The sequence below is a fragment of the Moraxella sp. K02 genome (genome assembly GCF_041154755.1).
Taxonomy (GTDB): Bacteria; Pseudomonadota; Gammaproteobacteria; order Pseudomonadales; family Moraxellaceae; genus Faucicola.
Window position 1 is genome coordinate 464,945 of sequence record NZ_AP031590.1, and the last position, 18,258, is coordinate 483,202.

The window sequence follows — 18,258 nt, forward strand, 5'->3', positions numbered from 1 at the left end:
AACGCTCACTAAATATTGGCTTATTAAGACTTTTACTTTTATCACAACACAACAATCATCCTAAGTTTTTTTATCCCACCGTCCTCAACAGGAGACTGCTATGTCAACTTACGTTTCAGCGATTGACCATATCCGCGAACTAAAAGCCAAATATGGTAACTGGAAAAACATCAGCGAAAATGATGCTGCGCGTTTGGTTATCCAAAACCGTTTTAAAACAGGTTTAGAAATCGCTCAATACACTGCCGACATCATGCGTCGTGATATGGCAGCTTATGATGCTGACAAATCAAAATACACCCAATCTCTTGGTGCATGGCATGGCTTTATCGGTCAACAAACCATGTATGCGGTTAAAAAATACTTTGGTACTACTGAACGTAAATATATCTACCTTTCAGGTTGGATGGTTGCTGCGCTTCGCTCAGAATTTGGTCCACTACCTGACCAATCTATGCACGAAAAAACCGCTGTGCCAAAATTAATCGAAGAAATCTACACTTTCTTACGTCAAGCGGACGAAAAAGTATTAAATGATTACTTCCGTGAATTAAAAGCGGCGCAAGAAGCAGGTCAAGACACTAAAGCCATCTTAGACAAAATCAACAATTTTGAATCACACGTTGTGCCAATCATCGCTGACATCGACGCAGGTTTTGGTAACGAAGAAGCGACTTACTTACTCACCAAAAAAATGATCCAAGCAGGTGCTTGTGCTATCCAAGTTGAAAACCAAGTATCAGATGCTAAACAATGTGGTCACCAAGATGGTAAAGTTACCGTACCACACGAAGACTTCATCTCAAAACTCAACGCGATTCGTTATGCGTTCTTAGAGCTTGGCATTGACAACGGTATCATCGTTGCCCGTACTGACTCTGAAGGTGCGTCATTAACGCAAAAACTTCCTGTGTCACGTGAGCCAGGCGACCTTGCTTCACAATATTTAGACTTTTTAGAAGTTGAAGAAGTGACTTTAGAAAATGCAAACGAGTACGATGTGCTATTAAAACGTGATGGCAAATTGGTTCGCCCAACTCGTATGCCAAACGGCTTGTACTCATTCCGCGAAGGCACCAATATCGACCGCGTGGTACTTGACTGTGTGACTGCCCTTGAAAACGGTGCCGATCTACTATGGATTGAAACACCAACGCCAGACGTCGCTCACATCAAATCAATGACTGACCGTATCGTTGCGCAAGTGCCAGACGCTAAGCTTGTTTACAACAACAGCCCATCATTCAACTGGACGCTTAACTTCCGTAAACAAGTTATTGCAAAATGGGAAAAAGAAGGCAAAGACATCTCAGCTTATGACAAAGCAAACTTAATGTCTGCTGACTACGACAACACTGAGTTGAATACCGCTGCTGATGAACTAGCGCGTACTTTCCAAGCTGATGCATCACGTGAAGCCTGTGTATTCCACCATTTGATTACCCTACCTACTTTCCACACGGCGGCATTAAGTACGCACCAGTTGGCAAAAGGTTACTTCGGTGATAAAGGTATGTTAGCTTACGTTGAAGAAGTACAACGTAAAGAACTTCGCGAAGGCGTTGCGGCGGTTAAGCACCAAGCTATGGCAGGTTCTGACATCGGTGATGATCACAAAGAAATCTTCTCAGGTGAAATGGCACTTAAAGCGGGCGGCGCCAAAAACACTGCCAACCAATTTGGTCACTAATTCATCATAGATTGATTGAGTAACAAAAACACCTCACGGCATGTGGGGTGTTTTTTTATGAGCGGATAAAATTAAATGGTCTGCATAATTTCTTGATAGCGAAGTTGGAATTTTTTGATAAAATCAATGGTAGTTTGAATACCCATAAACAAAATAATATACGGGTTTAAACTATTTTCGTTCGACAGCTCAACCACTTTATCACTTGGATATTCACTGATAAGTAACATGTCTTGCTGGCGCTGGGCTTGGATATCCGCAAGCTGCTTTTCAAAATTCGGCTCTGCCAAAATATAGCTGCTAGAGTCATAGGATTTGATATCACTTAAGTATTGAATACAAATCGATTCCAAATCTGCCCAGCGATAAGTTTCGGTTTCACGCACCAAATTTTCAATACTATTGACCAATTCATCCAAGGCTTGATAATAGTACCAAATCAACGGCTTGTGCGGGTCATCGGTCAAGCGTGCCGAGGCATTAAATAAATGCTGTAAATTAGTAAATGCTAGCGTTTCGGGGATAGGCTCATGAATACCAATAAGCTGCTGAGGGACTTTGGCATCAGGCGCCGCAGGCAAATCAGGTGAGCGGTTTAAATTAGCGCGACCCTCACGGTCAGATTGCGCCACCGGAGTTTGCTCTGATTCTATGCCCAAAAGTTGATTAACCCGGTTTAGATAAGTATTCATATTAAGCGTAATCAAACTATCATGACTGTGCAGGCGCGCAAAGGCATAAGAGATTTCTTTTCTCGCTTCATAGGCGTCCATCAGATTGCTCATGTTTTCTTCACGCTGATAAGTAATCGCATTTAAAAACAAACCTGCGGACACCACCCCAATGGTCGCTTCAATCATCACAAACGCCCGCGTAAAGGTATTGGTTGGGGTAATATCACCAAACCCTGTGGTAGTGACCGTGATGGTACTAAAATACATGGCTTCCAGAAAGCCCACGTTTTCATGGTTAAACTGCATATTTGGCAAGGTACTATATAAAAAGCCAAATAGCGGAATCAGCGTCAAATAAATAGTGCCATACACAGCAGGCGGCAACGAAAAAATATCATCGCGCACGATAGGTTTAGCAAGCTTATTGAGGATAAAGGTTTGTGGGGTGTTACGGGCTGATATGATTGGTTTAGTGGGCTTTTGCGCAAGTGGTTTCATAAGCTGCCTAATTTTTTTGCTTTAGACTAGCATACCCATTCAAAAAGAAACATAGTATTGTAGTAACCCCTAATGGACGACAGGATAAAAGGCTCAAACCAAGAATGCCACTATTGGGATACAAAGTTGGGATAAAAATGAAAAAAGCCAACTTACTTGTTATCGGATAAAAGAAAGCTAGACAGGTAAGGGATGAACACTGATTTATGGTAATGAATGATGCCAAACATATCAATAACGCCGCTATTCATCTTTAAAATAGGGTTGCAATCAATACAACCCTAGTAAACCTAACAATAAATTGACTGGCACTATCAATTGGCTAGATTAACTTCCGATGCTTGATGGGAAGTCTAAAAATATGGGAAGTCTAAAAATAATCAGTGTAACCTTAGTGCTGACCCAGCAAATCCTTTTTCATCTCAAGTGATATGGGATTATCGCCTAGCCAAGCACGAAGAATAGCTTGGTCAAAGCCTTCTTCTTTGATATAAGGAAGATCGCCAACCTCATCATAATTTAAGCGAACGCCATGCTCTGGCGAAAATTCAATCGTAAACATCGCCCCCTCTTTGATGGTGTTGGTTTTGAACAACTCACCAAACACGTCATCAATTACTGAGGCAATTTTTTGATATTCTTCTGCGCTACTATTCGCTCTGATGCCGTCTTTAAAGGCATTTTCTAGTAACGAGCCTTTGATATTGCGGCGAGACACCATGCGCAATTGCTTGGCATAACGTGAAGTAATGGCTGTTTCGGCATCTTCAGTCATTTCACCCAAGTATAGGGCAATATCATAGATACCAATCATAAATTTACTGCGAGCGCTAATACCATTTCGCACGCAGATTTGACCATCTAGTTTTAGGGTAGGGGGAAATAGGGTTTCAAGATCGTTGGTTTTTCCTTTAAATAAAATCATCCTAGCATCCTTATCGTTCCTTGACGTTTTTTTGTCCCTGGATAATGTAGCAATATCCTTATCTCGCTTCATTGTGTGAATATTGGGGCGAAATGTAAAGTATTATCAATGAACAACAAGTCATAGAGCGATGATTGGTTAAAAAAAGGGTTAGACGACAACGTACTAACCCTCACCGCTAACCTTATGCCTGTAACAGACTTATACTGGTAACAAACTTAGGCTTGCAACATCGGCTTCAAAAACCGCCCTGTGTGCGAGCGGGCGTTTTGCGCTACCTCCTCTGGCGTGCCCTCAGCGATAATCTCACCACCGCCAGAACCGCCTTCAGGACCCAAATCGACAATCCAGTCGGCTGTCTTAATCACATCGAGATTATGCTCAATCACCACCACGGTATTGCCTCGGTCGCGTAGCGTATGCAAGATGTCTAGGAGCTTGGCGATATCATGGAAATGCAAACCTGTCGTCGGCTCATCGAGCACATACAAGGTCTGACCGGTATCACGTTTGGACAGCTCTTTGGCAAGTTTCACCCGTTGCGCCTCACCGCCCGATAAGGTTGGCGCAGACTGACCCAAACGAATATAACCCAAGCCGACTTCTTGTAGGGCTTGCAAACGGCGGTAAATTGCCGGAATCGCCTCAAAAAATTCTGCCGCATCTTCTACCGTCATATTGAGCACGTCATTGATATTTTTGCCCTTATAGGTGATTTCAAGGGTTTCACGGTTGTAGCGTTTGCCTTGACACGCATCGCAAGGCACATACATATCAGGCAAAAAGTGCATCTCAACCTTGATCAAGCCATCGCCTTGGCAGGTTTCACAGCGACCGCCTTTCACGTTGAAGCTAAATCGCCCTGCTTGATAGCCACGAGCCTTGGACTCAGGCACTTGGGCGAATAGGTCACGAATCGGACTAAATACCCCCGTGTAAGTCGCAGGATTGGAGCGTGGGGTACGCCCAATTGGGCTTTGGTCGATATCAACAACTTTATCTAAATGTTCTAGCCCAGTGATACTATCAAACGCTTCGGCAACATGGGTGGTGGCGTTATTGAGCTGCGTGGTCGCTAGTGGCAATAAGGTGCGGTTGATTAAGGTCGATTTACCCGAACCCGACACGCCTGTGATGGCAGTAAACACACCAATCGGCAAGTTTAAGGTCACGTTTTTAAGGTTGTTACCTTTTGCCCCTGTTAAGGTCAGCATCAAGGGTTTGGCTTCGACTTTACCTTTTTTGGCTTTTTCTTTCTTCTCGCTTTCCGCTTTTTTAGCTTGGTTTTTGGTTAAGGGAATGGCGGAGTCTTGCATTTTTTCATATTTATCCTCATTGGCAGTTTTGGGTCGGTGACGCACGGTTGGCACGGCGATTTTCTTTTTGCCTGATAAATATTGCCCCGTCAATGACTCAGGATTTTTGGCAATGTCTTCTGCCGTCCCTTCTGCAATAATACTGCCACCATGCACACCAGCACCCACGCCCACATCGATGATATGGTCGGCAAGGCGAATCGCATCTTCGTCATGCTCAACGACAATCACGGTATTGCCCAAATCACGCAAGCGAGTGAGCGTTTGCAAAAGTCTATCATTGTCACGTTGGTGCAAGCCGATTGATGGCTCATCGAGTACATACATCACGCCCATCAAGCCCGCCCCGATTTGGCTAGCAAGGCGTATGCGCTGCGCTTCACCGCCCGATAGGGTTTCGGCAGAGCGGGCAAGGGTGAGATAATCCAAGCCCACACTCACCAAAAATTCCAACCGCTCACGGATTTCTTTGATGATTTTGGCGGCGATTTCGCCTTTTGCGCCCTCAAGTTTTAATTGCTCGTAATACGCCATCGCTTCGCCAATCGATAGCTTGACCATTTCGGCAACGGTACGGTCGCTGACTTCGACATGGCGAGCGATTTCGTTTAGGCGTGAGCCGTGACAGGCATCACAGGTGGCATCGGCAAGGTATTTGGCAAGCTCGTCTCGCACGATGCTGCTTTGCGTGGTGCGGTAACGGCGTTCCATATACGGCAACACCCCTTCAAATGGCACGGTTTTAGTGGATTTGCGCCCCCGTTCATCGACAAAGTTAAAAGTCATTTTGTCTTTACCAGAGCCATGTAAGATGACATCTTTGTGCTTTTTATCCAGTTGTTGCCAAGGCGCTTCCATATCAATGCCATAATGCTCGGCAACGGTGGTCAGCAAGCCAAAATAGTAGGCGTGGCGTTTATCCCAGCCTTGAATCGCCCCTTGGTTGAGCGATTTTTCAGGATGCCCGATGATTTTTTCGGCAGCGAAATATTGGCGTTTGCCCAAGCCATCACACACGGGACACGCGCCATAGGGGTTGTTAAAACTAAACAATTTTGGTTCAAGTTCAGCAACCGAGCGATCGCAGACAGGGCAGCTATGTTTGGCGGACAAAATTTTATCCTCAAACTTGGCATCCATGTCATGCAAGATAGCAATATCGCTACCGAGTCGTAAGGCGGTCTCCAAACTTTCGGCAACCCGATTACCCAAGTCATCGCGCACTTTGAAGCGGTCAACCACCACATCAATGGTGTGTTTAAAGGTTTTGGCAAGCGGTGGCACATCGTCAATGTCATAAATTTCGCCATCGACTCGTAGCCGCACAAAGCCTTGCCCTTTTAGCTGTTCCATGAGCTGGATATGCTCGCCTTTGCGGTCATCGACGACACGCGCGAGAATCATCAACTTGGTATCTTCAGGCAATGCCATGACGGTATCGACCATTTCGGTGACGGTTTGCGCGACCATCGGCAGGTGGTGTTCAGGGCACATGGGCGTGCCGACACGGGCGTACAGCAGACGCAAATAGTCATAAATCTCGGTAATCGTACCCACTGTAGAGCGGGGGTTATGGTTGGTGGATTTTTGCTCGATGGCGATGGCAGGTGACAGCCCTTCGATGCTATCGACTTCGGGCTTTTCCATTTGTGATAAAAATTGGCGAGCATAAGCCGATAAACTCTCGACGTAGCGGCGTTGTCCTTCGGCGTATAGGGTATCAAAGGCTAGGCTAGACTTGCCCGAGCCTGATAAACCTGTGATGACGACGAGTTTGTCGCGTGGGATGTCGATGTCGATGTTTTTGAGATTGTGGGTGCGTGCGCCACGAATTTTGATTGCGTCGTGCTGTGCCATATTGAGCTTCTTATTGTGTGTTTTTGAGTGGGAAATTTGGGTAAAAAGATGGGGTTTTAATGGGGGAATTGGGTGGGGGTTTCAACAAATTTTAAAATAATATTTTTCATAATAACCGACATTGAATGACGTAGATTTTCTAAAAGTAAAGCTATTTAGTCTAAATGCATTTATGCATAGCGTAATTTAGTTATATAATAAAATTTATTCTTGTTTTAAAAATTAAAGAAAAAATGTCACAAATTAATAAACTAACTATTAAAGGTTATAAATCTATAAAATTACTTGAAGAGTTTCCATTAAATAATTTAAATGTTTTAATTGGTGCAAATGGAGCTGGTAAAAGTAACTTTATTGGAATATTTAAACTTTTAAATGAAATTTATGAGCAACGATTACAAGTATATGTCCAAAAACAAGGTGGACCAGATGCTCTTTTGCATTTTGGAAGGCAATCTACAGAAAATATACATGCAGAATTCTACTTTTATAGAAATGGATATAAATTTGACTTAATTCCTACTAATGATAATCGATTAGTTTTTGACCGAGAAGTTAGTTGGTTTAGGGGTGTTTTTTTTGATAGTTCACCTAGTGCAGTAATTGGGATGGGAAATGCCGAGTCAAATTTAAAAGACGCTAAAGATAAGTATTCACCTTATGTTAGAGATTCTATCAAAGCTTGGCGTGTCTATCATTTCCATGATACCAGTGAAACAGCAAAAGTTAAGCAGATACATTCAGTAAACGATAACTTGATTTTGAAACCTGATGCAGCAAATCTTGCTGCATATTTACTAATGCTCAAGGAAAATTACAATACATATTATCTGAGAATTGTACAACATATACGTTTAGTCTTACCTTTTTTTGATGATTTTCTTTTAAGAGAATCTAATGGGAATATACAGTTAGAATGGCTTCATAAAAATAGTTCTGATACTCCATTGAAAGCACATTTATTATCAGATGGGAGTTTAAGATTTATTTGTTTAGCAACCTTATTACTTCAGCCTGAAACACTACTCTCAGATACTGTACTTATAGATGAACCAGAATTGGGCTTACATCCATCAGCTATTACGATTCTTGCTGATATAGTTACGCAAGCAAGTGAAAATAGACAGTTGATTATTTCTACTCAGTCTGTTGAATTAGTAAATCAATTTGACCCAAATGATATTATTGTCGTAAATCAGAATGAAGGGGTGTCTACGTTTGAGCGACTTGATAATGAAAGTTTAGAAGGATGGTTAGAAGAGTATACATTAGGTGAACTTTGGAAAAAAAATGTATTTGGGGGTAGACCCTAATGGTAGTCACAGTTAATGTTCTAGTAGAAGGACAAACAGAAGAAAATTTCATAAATAAAGTAGTCGCACCTAGTTTCTATCAATTAAATATATTTTTGATGCCGATGTTGATGAGTACTTCTTCTTCTGGAAAAGGAGGAGCAATAAATTTTGACAGATTAAAATTTCATTTGAGAAATGTATTAAAACAGCGACAAGATACTTATATCACGACTTTTTTTGATTTATACGCATTAGATAATAGCTTCCCACAATTCGAAGAGTCTAAAAAATTTAATAATTTATATGAGCGAGTTGAATGCGTTGAATCTGCATTAAAAGAAGAAATGTCTAAAAATATTGAATTTAGGCTAGAACGATTTATACCTTACATTCAACCTCATGAATATGAGGGTTTATTGTTTTCAGATGTAGAAAAGTTTGTTAATGTCGAACCGAATTGGATTCTTTATCTAGAGAATCTTGAAATTATAAGAAATGCTTATGAGAATCCCGAATACATCAATGATGGATATGAAACTGCACCATCTAAGAGATTAAATATATTGTGTCCAAAATTTAAGAAAACTAGCCATGGGGTAATTGTTGCACAAAATATAACTTTAGAAAAAATTGAAGAACAATGCCCACACTTTAAATTATGGTTGCAGAAACTTCGTAATTTAAAAGCTTTATAAAATTTACCAATGAGGTATTTAAAATGGCAACCCTAACTCCCGAACAAACCGACTTCTTAAAAAGCCACCATATCCCAACGGACAAAACCTTTGACGCCAGCGGACTATCGAGCAAAGAATACAAAGCCAAAATGAAAGAAAATGGCGCGCTCGTTGCTTACGGTGTACCGCCCTGCCCAAAAGGTCATACCCTCAAAAACAAACAAGCCAACTGCCTACAATGCAACCCCCAAGCCATTGCATCACTCAAACGCCAAGCCACCCCAGGTGAGGTCTATATCGCCGTCTCACCCAGTCAGCTGCTTGCCAAAATCAGCCTCGTTGAAAACGCAAGCGATATCATCCAGCAATTAAATAGCGAAAATCATGCCGAAATCAACGATTGGGCATTAGCGATGATAGGTCACTCCGACTCCATCGGACAAATGGAAAACCACTTGCAGCAGCGCCTTGCCGATTACCAAGTACCCAGAAAACTCACTGCCGATGGCAAAACCACTAAAGCCTCGGGCGTGTACGACGTCGATGTGCATGACGCGCTTGAAGTAATTAATGAAATGCCTTTTACCCTAAGCGAAATTGATAACGCCGTGATGGACGATTTTCACGCACGCTATAGCGATAAACAACTTCGCGAGCAGCAGCAAACTGAGCAGTTAGCGATGGAAGAGGCAGCGCGTAAACAAGCAGAACTTGCCGAACAAGCGCGACAAAAACAGGCTAAGCTTGAAGAACAGCGCCAACTACAACAACAAGCCCAACAGCAAAAATTGGCACAAAAGCAACAACGCCAACAGCAACTTGAAGCTAAAAAAGCGCAAAAACAGCAAAAAATCGCCACCCAAGTGAAGCATAGCCCGTTAGAGGGCGCGCTAGTGGCTAACCCAAAATCATCATCTATCAAACAGTCACCGCAAGGATTTTTTGACAACCAAAAAAATGTGATGTGGCTGATGATTGCTATCGCGGTGATTTTAGCCATCATGGTAACCGCTTACGCAATGCTAAAATAATGGGGCTGAAACGATAAAGCCAAAAAAATAAGGCTAAAATAATTTTTATTGCCAATAAATTCTCTGTGATAAAAATTAGGCATATAATAAGCCGTTTTTGGCAAAATTTTGTGAGCCACCATGTCAGTAAAATCAACGTCAGTAAAATCAGCGTCGAGAAATATAAGTCACAACTCCTCCATGAATGCATCCGAAAAGAAAGCGATTGTAGGGTTGGGCGGTATCTTTGCCTTGCGAATGCTCGGACTATTTATGATTGTGCCTGTGTTTGCAGTGTATGGCACGCAATATGCACACGCCACGCCGTTTTTGATTGGATTGGCGATTGGTATCTATGGTTTAGGGCAGGCGATTTTTCAGATTCCCATGAGTTTTTTGGCGGACAAATATCCCCGTAAACCGATTATCATTGCAGGGTTATTGGTATTTGCGCTTGGGGGAGCGATTTGCGCCTTATCAACAGATATTTATATGGTGATATTGGGGCGTTTGATTGCAGGCAGTGGCGCGGTTTCAGCGGTAGTAATGGCACTACTCGCGGATGTGACCCGTGAAGAGCATCGCACCAAAGCGATGGCAACCATGGGGCTGACCATTGCCATGTCGGTGATGGTCGCATTTGGGCTCGGTCCGATTTTGACCCATGTGCTCGATATTTCAGGCTTGTTTTGGGTGACAGTGGCGTCCGCTATTTTCGCTATTGGCTTACTGTGGATTGTGCCCACCCCAAATTGGGTACTAAAGCACAATCTCAATAATCAATCAGTTAAAGCACAGTTTGCTGAAGTATTAAAAATTGCCGATATTAACCGGTTGCATTTGGCGATTTTTGCGCTGCATTTGTCAATGACAGCGATGTTTACCTTATTGCCGCACCAGTTTCATGATGTGCTCGGCTTGACGGTGGCGCAGCAAGGTTTTGTGTATTTGCCGCTACTGTTATTGGGCTTTATCATTGCGGTTCCACTGATTATCATCGCAGAAAAAAAACGGCAAATGCGCGCCGTGTTTTTGGCGTCTTTAGCGACCTTGGTGGCGGGATTGGTATTTTTGGCGGTGGCGAGTCAGACCATCGTGGGTTTGATTGTTGGGCTTGCAGTTTATTACATCGGCTTTAACAGCCTTGAGGCGACCATTCCGTCTTGGATTTCCAAACGCGCGCCCGTTGCCAACAAAGCGACGGCGATGGGTATTAACTCATCTGCACAGTTTTTGGGTGCTTTTGTGGGCGGTGCCATGGGCGGTATTTTGCTGACCAAACCGATGTGGTTGTCGTGGACGGTGCTCGCCATTGTGACCGTCATTGCGTTATTGTTTATCTTGCCGATTGCCGCCCCACCGTATTTAACCAGCCTAACGATTACCCTGCCAACAGGTATTGACACGAATGCTTGGTCACAACAAATTTTGGCGATTGACGGCGTGGATGAGATAGTGATGATGCCAAAAGAAAACATTGCTTATCTCAAACTGGATAAAGAAAAATTGACCGATGACACGCGACAGCATTTGTCACATCTTACCGGTCAGACGCTAGCAATTTGATGCAAAGTCTAGTAAAGTAATGGCATTGTACTTGCGCTAAATCTGCAAAGATTTGGCTAAAAATACTAGAAAACTATTAAGAAATTCATCAAAAAAGTTATCAAGGAAATTCTATGCGCGGCGTAAATAAAGTAATCATTGTAGGCAACCTTGGTTCAGATCCTGAAGTCAAACAATTTGCCAATGGCGGTAGCGTGACGCGTATCGCCGTGGCGACAAGTGAGCAGTGGAACGACAAACAAACAGGTGAGCGCCGTGAGCAAACCGAATGGCACCGTATTTCATTGTTTAATAAACTCGGTGAAATTGCAGCGCAATACCTGCGTAAAGGTAGCCAAGTCTATATCGAAGGTAGCCTTCGCACCAGTAAATACACCGACCAAAATGGCGTAGAGCGTTATGCCACAGAGATTCGTGCTGACCAAATGCAAATGCTTGGCGGCGCTCAAGGCGGTATTGCTAATAACAATACTGCAAGCACAACCTACCAAAACCAGCCCCAAGGTGGTTATAATCAAGTTGGCTACAACCAAGGTGGTAACCAAGCGCCCAATCATTTTGGCGGCTATCCAAACCAAAATAATGCCCAAACTAATAACCAAGCTGCGCCACAAGCGGGTCAAAATGCAGGATTTGGCAATAACCCATTTATGAATGGCAACCAAGCGCCACAAGGGGCAAATACAGCAAATAATCCGCCTGCCCAAAATCCCCAACAAAACCCAGCCATGGCAATGCCAAAACCAGGCGCAGTTGATGATGATATCCCGTTCTAGACTTTAAATTTTATTAGATTTAAAAAAATCCTTGCACAGTCACACTGTCGCAAGGATTTTTTATGCCGTTTTTTCTGATCGTAGCCTGCTAGTAAGGTGCAGGGTCTAAGATGCAGATTTAAGTTACAAGTTTTAAGGGTTACAAGGTTTAAGGCGCAGGGTTCGGGTATAAGGTCTGCACCGCTTCGATATCAGCCAATACCGCTTGGGACAATACCAAGTCTACAGACGCGATATTGCTGGCTAGTTGCTGAGTGGTGGTTGCCCCAATGATGTTGGCAGTCACAAACGAGCGGCTATTGACAAACGCCAGTGCCATTTGTGCCATATCTAGATTATGTTTTTTGGCGAACTCGGCATAGGCTTGGGTGGCTTGTTGCGCTTGCTCATTCAAATAACGGGTAAAATGGCTATAAAGGCTCAAGCGACTGTTGGTAGGCTTGTTACCGCCCAAATATTTGCCTGATAACACCCCAAAGGCTAGCGGTGAATAAGCAAGTAACCCAATTTGCTCGCGGTGACTGATTTCTGCCAGTCCCACTTCATACAAGCGATTGAGTAAACTATATGGATTTTGTATGGTGATAGGTCTAGCAAGCCCATGTTTATCGGCTTCTGCTAAGTAGCGCATGACGCCCCAAGGGGTATCATTGGATAACCCATAAGCGCGGATGCGACCTTTGGTGATTTCATCATTGAGTGCTTCGATGGTTTCCAAAAATGGCGTCAATTCTTTGGTGTCTTGCTGCGCCATACTTTCTGTATAACCGCGTTGACCAAAAAAGTTGGTCTGACGCTCTGGCCAGTGTAGCTGATAAATATCGATATGGTCGGTTTGCAAGCGCTGTAGATTGCTATCTAATGCCGCACGAATGGTTTTTTTATCAAACTTGGTATTGCCACCGCGCAAAAAGTCATTGCGAGAGATTTTACTCGCCAATACCACCTCATTTCGCTTACCTGTCTTGGCAAACCAGCTACCCATAAAGCGCTCCGTATCACCCTGTTTGTCTTTATCAGGGGGTGACGGATACATCTCTGCGGTATCCCAAAAGTTGACACCGTGCGCAAGGGCATAATCCATTTGTTCATGGGCATCCTGCTCGCTGTTTTGCTGCCCCCAGGTCATGGTGCCTAAGCAAATTTTGGAGACGCTATCGCCCAGTTGAGGCAATGTATCAAATTGCATGCTATTTTCCTTGTATTTTGCATTATAGTTTTAACCAGCTTGATGAGGTGATTGTAGCAAACTCATGGTGATAAAGTCGGTTGCAAATTGTAGTGAGTATGGCAGGTAGCCGCAATAAACAGTGTGCCCAAAATAAGTCTGACAAAATTTTGATTTTTTATGGATTGACATTACAACGCCATAAAAATCAGTTATGATAAAGCGTTTCATTTTAGTTAGAAAAATATTCGAGTGTTGGCGCAGAGTGGGTTCAAAATTTTGCGCTAATGGCAATTTTTATTCTGCATGAATTATTTGATTGTTGATTAATCTGCTTGTGGATTGCGTCACTTTATTGATGTCAAAAATATCGGTGTCAAAAATCATTGTAAAAAGGTATTCAAGTTTGGCAAGTGTCAATTCATTACGTCCGACAAAACTATGGTGGCTGGTAGGTCTGGTTTTGCTTTGCTTAAGCTTGTTGATTCAGCTACCTGCAGCGTGGTTGCTACAAAAATTTGCCCCAAACAACCCGTACTTGCAGCAAATATCGGGCAACCTTTGGCAAGGTCAAGCCAATTGGCAAATCAATGCGCGCCCCAATACGCCGCTAGCGGGCAGTGTCGATTGGCGCTGGCAGCCGTGGCATTTATTGATGGGCAAACTGGGTATGGCAGTCGATATCCGCTCTGGTAAAACCGACTTGCAAGGCGTGGTCAAATTCAATAAAACCAGCTGGCAAGCCAATGATTTCAACGGCAAAATTAGCCCTGACACATTAGCGCAGTTGGTCAGCTGGCAATTACCCGACGCACCGATTACCATCAAAGAAATGTCGATTGAAAAAAATAAGCAAGGCTATCAAACCGCCAAAGGCAGCATGAATTGGGCAGGCGGTGATTTGGGGTATCCCACAGGCGGCAAAACCTACCTGATCAAACTCCCCACCATGCAAGGCAACTTAAGCGCAGATAAAGCAAGTGTCCAGCCAATAGCCAACGCCAATGGTATTAATAATAGCAACAAGACAGCGCAAGGTAAAAGCTTGCATTTAGCCCTTACTACACCGCAAGCCGAGCGATTGGGGGATTTTTATCTTGACCAAGATAATATGATAGATGTGTCATTGACCCAGCGGCTGCTCAAAAATATGCCAGCGTACCAAGGCAAAGGGGCTGATGACAGTGTGGTGGTGTCCATTCGCCAACCTTTGACCAGTATGGGTAATTAGAGACGTAGCGATGATAGCAGATATGATAAAAGCCACCCAGCGCCCCTCGTTGAGCCGTAAAACAACGAGTGGTAAATTTGTGCCGATGGCGGTGGTAGAAAAACTGTATCCTTGGTTGCTATTAGCAGCTATTTTTTGGTTGGTGTGGCAATTAAGCCAAGCGATTTGGCTGGTGGTTGCACCGCCCAAAGCCCCGGCACTCACCCCAGTGCCCATGCAGACGAACTTGGTCGCGCAATCTGCCAATAGCAATGCGTTAGATTTTTTTGCTCAGCCAACTGCCCCGCAAGCGCCGGCAGCGACACCCCCAGATATTAAAGTGGTGGGCGTGACCATTGCCACCCCAGAAAGTCAATCGTATGCAATTTTGACCGCTAATGGTAAAACCTTAAGCTATCGTATCAACGACATGATTGATGGCAGTGGTTATAAATTGGTTAAAGTCGCAGCCGATTTTGTAATGGTGGCAGATGCCAGTGGTCAAACCAGTAAAGTGCCATTTGGGCAACCGTTTTTTCTTGACCAAAGCGAGGCTATCAGAGCCAAAGCTCAAGCCAACGGTGCTGCAGGCGTGGGTAGTGGCTCAACTATGGCACAAACCCCCACACCGAGCTTAGGCGGCGCTGCGCCACAAGCGATTAGCGGCGCGCCAGTGGCTACAGGCGATCCCCATGATCGAGAGGATTCTGCGCCCACTATGGCTACGTCAAATGGTCCCAATACCTCGCCAAACGGTGCATCGTCGGCCATTGGTGGGGCGATTCAAGGGCTACAGCAAAATGCCTCAGGGTATCTAAGCCAAATGGGTGTGGCAGCGACAGGGCAAGGCTATTTGGTGACCGATGCGATGTCCGCAGGACTAAAAAATCGACTGGGGCTACAAACAGGGGATAAGGTCCTCTCCGTCAATGGACAAAACGTGGGTCAAAATCCAACGCAAGATGCCCAGCTACTACGGCAAGTGCAACAAGCAGGGCAAGCGCAAATCCAAGTTCAGCGCGGCGACCAAGTCGTGACAGTACGCCAGTCATTTTGATAAAAGATAGTAAAAAGTTACAGACGTCATCGCTACGTGAGACACAAGTCGGTGATATGCGTTAAAAATTGATAAGGTACATTATGAAATACCCAACCATGCTAAAGCCACTATTTTTGAGCACGACACTGGCTATGAGTATCAGTTTGCTTAGCAGTGGTCTGTCAGCTGCGCATGCAGCCACTGGCTATAAAGTGCATTTGCAAGACGCCGATATCAAGGCGTTTATCGACCAAATTGCCACCATCACGCAAAAGAACTTTGTGCTCGACCCACGCATTAATGGCAATGTGACGGTGATTTCAAACAAACCCTTATCCCGTCAAGAAGTGTATGACTTGTTTTTAGCCGTGATGAAAGTCAATGGCATTGTAGCGATTGATCGCGGGCTGACCACAGAGCTGGTCCCTGATACCGTTGCCAAACAAGCAGGGGTGGATGTGGACTTGCGGGGTAATACCGCAGGTAGCCAAATGGCGACCCGCATCTATTATCTCACCAACACCAATGCCAATGATATCTTAAACGTCATCCGTCCAATGATGCCGCCGTATGCCAATGCCGCTGTGGTGCCAAATGTCAATGCGATTATCCTATCTGACCGCGCCGACAGCCTCAATCAATACGCAAAATTGATTAGCGATCTTGATAGCAATATGAATGACAAGCTGACCATTATTCCGCTGCGTCATGTCGATGCCAAGCGCATGATGGATTTATTAAGCTCACTGACAGGTACGGGCGGTGGTACAGCGCCAGCTGCTGCGGGTCAATCAGGACAACCTACTGTGGCATCAACCGGTGGCAGCCTGATCAATATCATTGCCGACCCGATTTCTGATAGGCTGCTTGTCAAAGGTAGTGCCGAGATGACAGCCAAAGTACAGCGAATGGTAGAGCAGCTAGATACCGTGCCGACGCAACGTCTCAGTGGGCTGCGTGTGTTTCGTTTAAAATATGCCAGTGCCACCCATATTGCAGAAATGCTACGCGGACTGCTTGCTTATCAATCCATCAATAGCTCAGGTGACCAAACTACCTTGCAAGCAAGCTCAATGTTTCAATCTACCAGCGATACCAGTAATAATAGCGCAGCGACTAGCAATACCGCAGCGTCACCGACAGGCTCGCCGCTTAATACCGCCTCCACTAGCAACACAACGACTACGCAAAACAACGGCTATCAAGGTCGACCTTTTAGCATTATCGCTGACCAAACCCAAAATTCCGTCATCGTCAATGCCAACCCAGAGTTAATGGTAGAAATCGAAAACGCTATTAATGAGCTAGATACCCGCCGTGACCAAGTATTGATTCAAGCAGCGATTATGGAAATCTCCGGCAATGATACCCAGCAACTTGGCGTACAATGGGCAATGGGCAACGCCAACAGCGGCGTAGGGGTGATTAACTTTAATAACATCGGTACATCCGCAGTAGGGCTAGCATCTGAGATATTAAGAAAAACCCCAGGTACGGCGGCAGCCTCTGTGGCAGGCGCGCTGTTGGGGATTGGTACTAGTAAAACCGATAGTAGCGGTAATCGTGAGTTTTATGGCGCGATTTTGCAAGCCATCAATAAAACCAACAATGCCAATCTGTTATCCATGCCCTCTATTTTGACGTTGGATAACGAAAAAGCCAATATTTTGGTAGGGCAGAACGTGCCATTTGTGACCGGCTCTTATACCACCGCAAGTAACTCATCAACCACGCCGTTTCAGACCGTGAGCCGTCAAGATGTCGGTATCAATCTTAATGTCATTCCGCATATTGGTGATAATGGTTCAGTGCGACTTGAGATTTCGCAGGAAGTATCATCCATTGTCGACGGTACCCTCAATAACGTGAGCGGTGTCGTCACCAACAAGAATTTAATCAAAACTACCATTTTAGCGGATAACCAACAAACCGTCGCGCTAGGGGGCTTAATGCGCGATAACAGTACCTATGGTCAGCAAAAAGTCCCAGGATTGGGTGATGCGCCGATTCTTGGTAATTTATTTCGCTCAAAAAGCAAAAACTCGGACAAAACCAATCTGATTGTATTTTTACAGCCGACGATTTTGCGTAATGGTAGCGCGGTGGCAAGCGTGACCGAAAAAAGCTTAGACGGTATTCGTACCATGCAACTGGTCATTGATAAAAACGGTACGCTCAAACAAATCCCACTTAATATCAGCGCCATGTTCCCCAATACCAATACGGTGCAAAATGGCGTTAAATTGCCAACAGACGACTTGGTTACCCCAGCCGAGCAAAGCTTATCAAACACCCCAAGAGTGTATGCCAATGGTGTCGATATCGTCACGCCCGTCTCATCAAACGTGTCTCGCCAAAGCAATGCAGCCGCCACAACCGTGAGTCGTCCAGCGAGCAACACCGTCACCCAAGCGCCCATTACCCAATCTACCGTCACCCAATCTACAGGGCAGACAGGGCAAGGCGCAAAAATGGCGCAAACGCCTGTTGTGATTGCGACCCCGCCTGCGGTGCAGACCATCACCGTGACAAATCCCTAAAAATGTCCCATAATGCC

The 18,258-nt window shown here is 44.5% G+C and carries 13 protein-coding genes; 9 read left to right on the plus strand and 4 right to left on the minus strand.

Annotated elements, in window-relative coordinates:
* Positions 1-100: 100 nt before the first annotated feature.
* Positions 101-1,690, plus strand: coding sequence for an isocitrate lyase (locus ACAM39_RS02150; RefSeq protein ID WP_369628066.1), 1,590 nt, complete (start codon positions 101-103; stop codon positions 1,688-1,690).
* Between the two features lie 71 nt (positions 1,691-1,761).
* Here the strand turns inward: ACAM39_RS02150 and ACAM39_RS02155 are convergent, their stop codons facing one another.
* The 3 genes from ACAM39_RS02155 to uvrA all read right to left on the minus strand — a co-directional run bounded on the left by ACAM39_RS02155 (position 1,762) and on the right by uvrA (position 6,960).
* The gene (locus tag ACAM39_RS02155; RefSeq protein ID WP_369628067.1) at positions 1,762-2,862 is read right to left on the minus strand and encodes a potassium channel family protein; all 1,101 of its coding nucleotides are present in this window, start codon (positions 2,860-2,862) and stop codon (positions 1,762-1,764) included.
* A gap of 391 nt (positions 2,863-3,253) precedes the next feature.
* Positions 3,254-3,787, minus strand: a complete 534-nt coding sequence (locus ACAM39_RS02160) for a chalcone isomerase family protein (protein ID WP_128680916.1) — start codon at positions 3,785-3,787, stop codon at positions 3,254-3,256.
* Positions 3,788-4,005: 218 nt separating this feature from the next.
* Positions 4,006-6,960 (minus strand): excinuclease ABC subunit UvrA, encoded by a 2,955-nt coding sequence (gene uvrA, locus ACAM39_RS02165; protein ID WP_369628068.1) that lies wholly within the window; start codon positions 6,958-6,960, stop codon positions 4,006-4,008.
* A 233-nt stretch (positions 6,961-7,193) separates the two neighbouring features.
* On the opposite strand from uvrA, the gene ACAM39_RS02170 reads away from it, so the two are divergent.
* From ACAM39_RS02170 to ssb, 5 genes are all read left to right on the plus strand, one after another.
* On the plus strand, positions 7,194-8,273 hold the full coding sequence (locus ACAM39_RS02170; RefSeq protein ID WP_369628069.1) for an AAA family ATPase: 1,080 nt from the start codon (positions 7,194-7,196) through the stop codon (positions 8,271-8,273).
* Positions 8,273-8,950: a DUF4276 family protein gene (locus ACAM39_RS02175; protein ID WP_369628070.1), complete on the plus strand. Its 678-nt coding sequence runs from the start codon at positions 8,273-8,275 to the stop codon at positions 8,948-8,950. The genes ACAM39_RS02170 and ACAM39_RS02175 overlap by 1 nt, the downstream gene beginning before the upstream one ends.
* A gap of 23 nt (positions 8,951-8,973) precedes the next feature.
* On the plus strand, positions 8,974-9,963 hold the full coding sequence (locus ACAM39_RS02180) for a hypothetical protein (protein ID WP_369628071.1): 990 nt from the start codon (positions 8,974-8,976) through the stop codon (positions 9,961-9,963).
* Between the two features lie 180 nt (positions 9,964-10,143).
* The gene (locus tag ACAM39_RS02185) at positions 10,144-11,508 is read left to right on the plus strand and encodes an MFS transporter (RefSeq protein WP_369628072.1); all 1,365 of its coding nucleotides are present in this window, start codon (positions 10,144-10,146) and stop codon (positions 11,506-11,508) included.
* 113 nt (positions 11,509-11,621) lie between these two features.
* A complete protein-coding gene (gene ssb / locus ACAM39_RS02190) occupies positions 11,622-12,284 on the plus strand; it encodes a single-stranded DNA-binding protein (protein WP_369628073.1) in 663 nt (220 codons plus the stop codon).
* A gap of 148 nt (positions 12,285-12,432) precedes the next feature.
* Here the strand turns inward: ssb and ACAM39_RS02195 are convergent, their stop codons facing one another.
* Entirely contained in the window at positions 12,433-13,473 is a 1,041-nt protein-coding gene (locus ACAM39_RS02195) for an NADP(H)-dependent aldo-keto reductase (protein ID WP_369628074.1), read from the minus strand.
* Positions 13,474-13,858: 385 nt separating this feature from the next.
* Between ACAM39_RS02195 and gspN the strand changes: the two genes are divergently transcribed.
* From gspN to gspD, 3 genes are all read left to right on the plus strand, one after another.
* Complete coding sequence (gene gspN, locus ACAM39_RS02200; protein WP_369628075.1) at positions 13,859-14,683, plus strand: type II secretion system protein N; 825 nt, start codon at positions 13,859-13,861, stop codon at positions 14,681-14,683.
* A 22-nt stretch (positions 14,684-14,705) separates the two neighbouring features.
* On the plus strand, positions 14,706-15,719 hold the full coding sequence (locus ACAM39_RS02205) for a type II secretion system protein N (protein WP_369628076.1): 1,014 nt from the start codon (positions 14,706-14,708) through the stop codon (positions 15,717-15,719).
* Between the two features lie 83 nt (positions 15,720-15,802).
* Positions 15,803-18,241: a type II secretion system secretin GspD gene (gspD, locus tag ACAM39_RS02210; protein WP_369628077.1), complete on the plus strand. Its 2,439-nt coding sequence runs from the start codon at positions 15,803-15,805 to the stop codon at positions 18,239-18,241.
* Positions 18,242-18,258 lie beyond the last annotated feature (17 nt).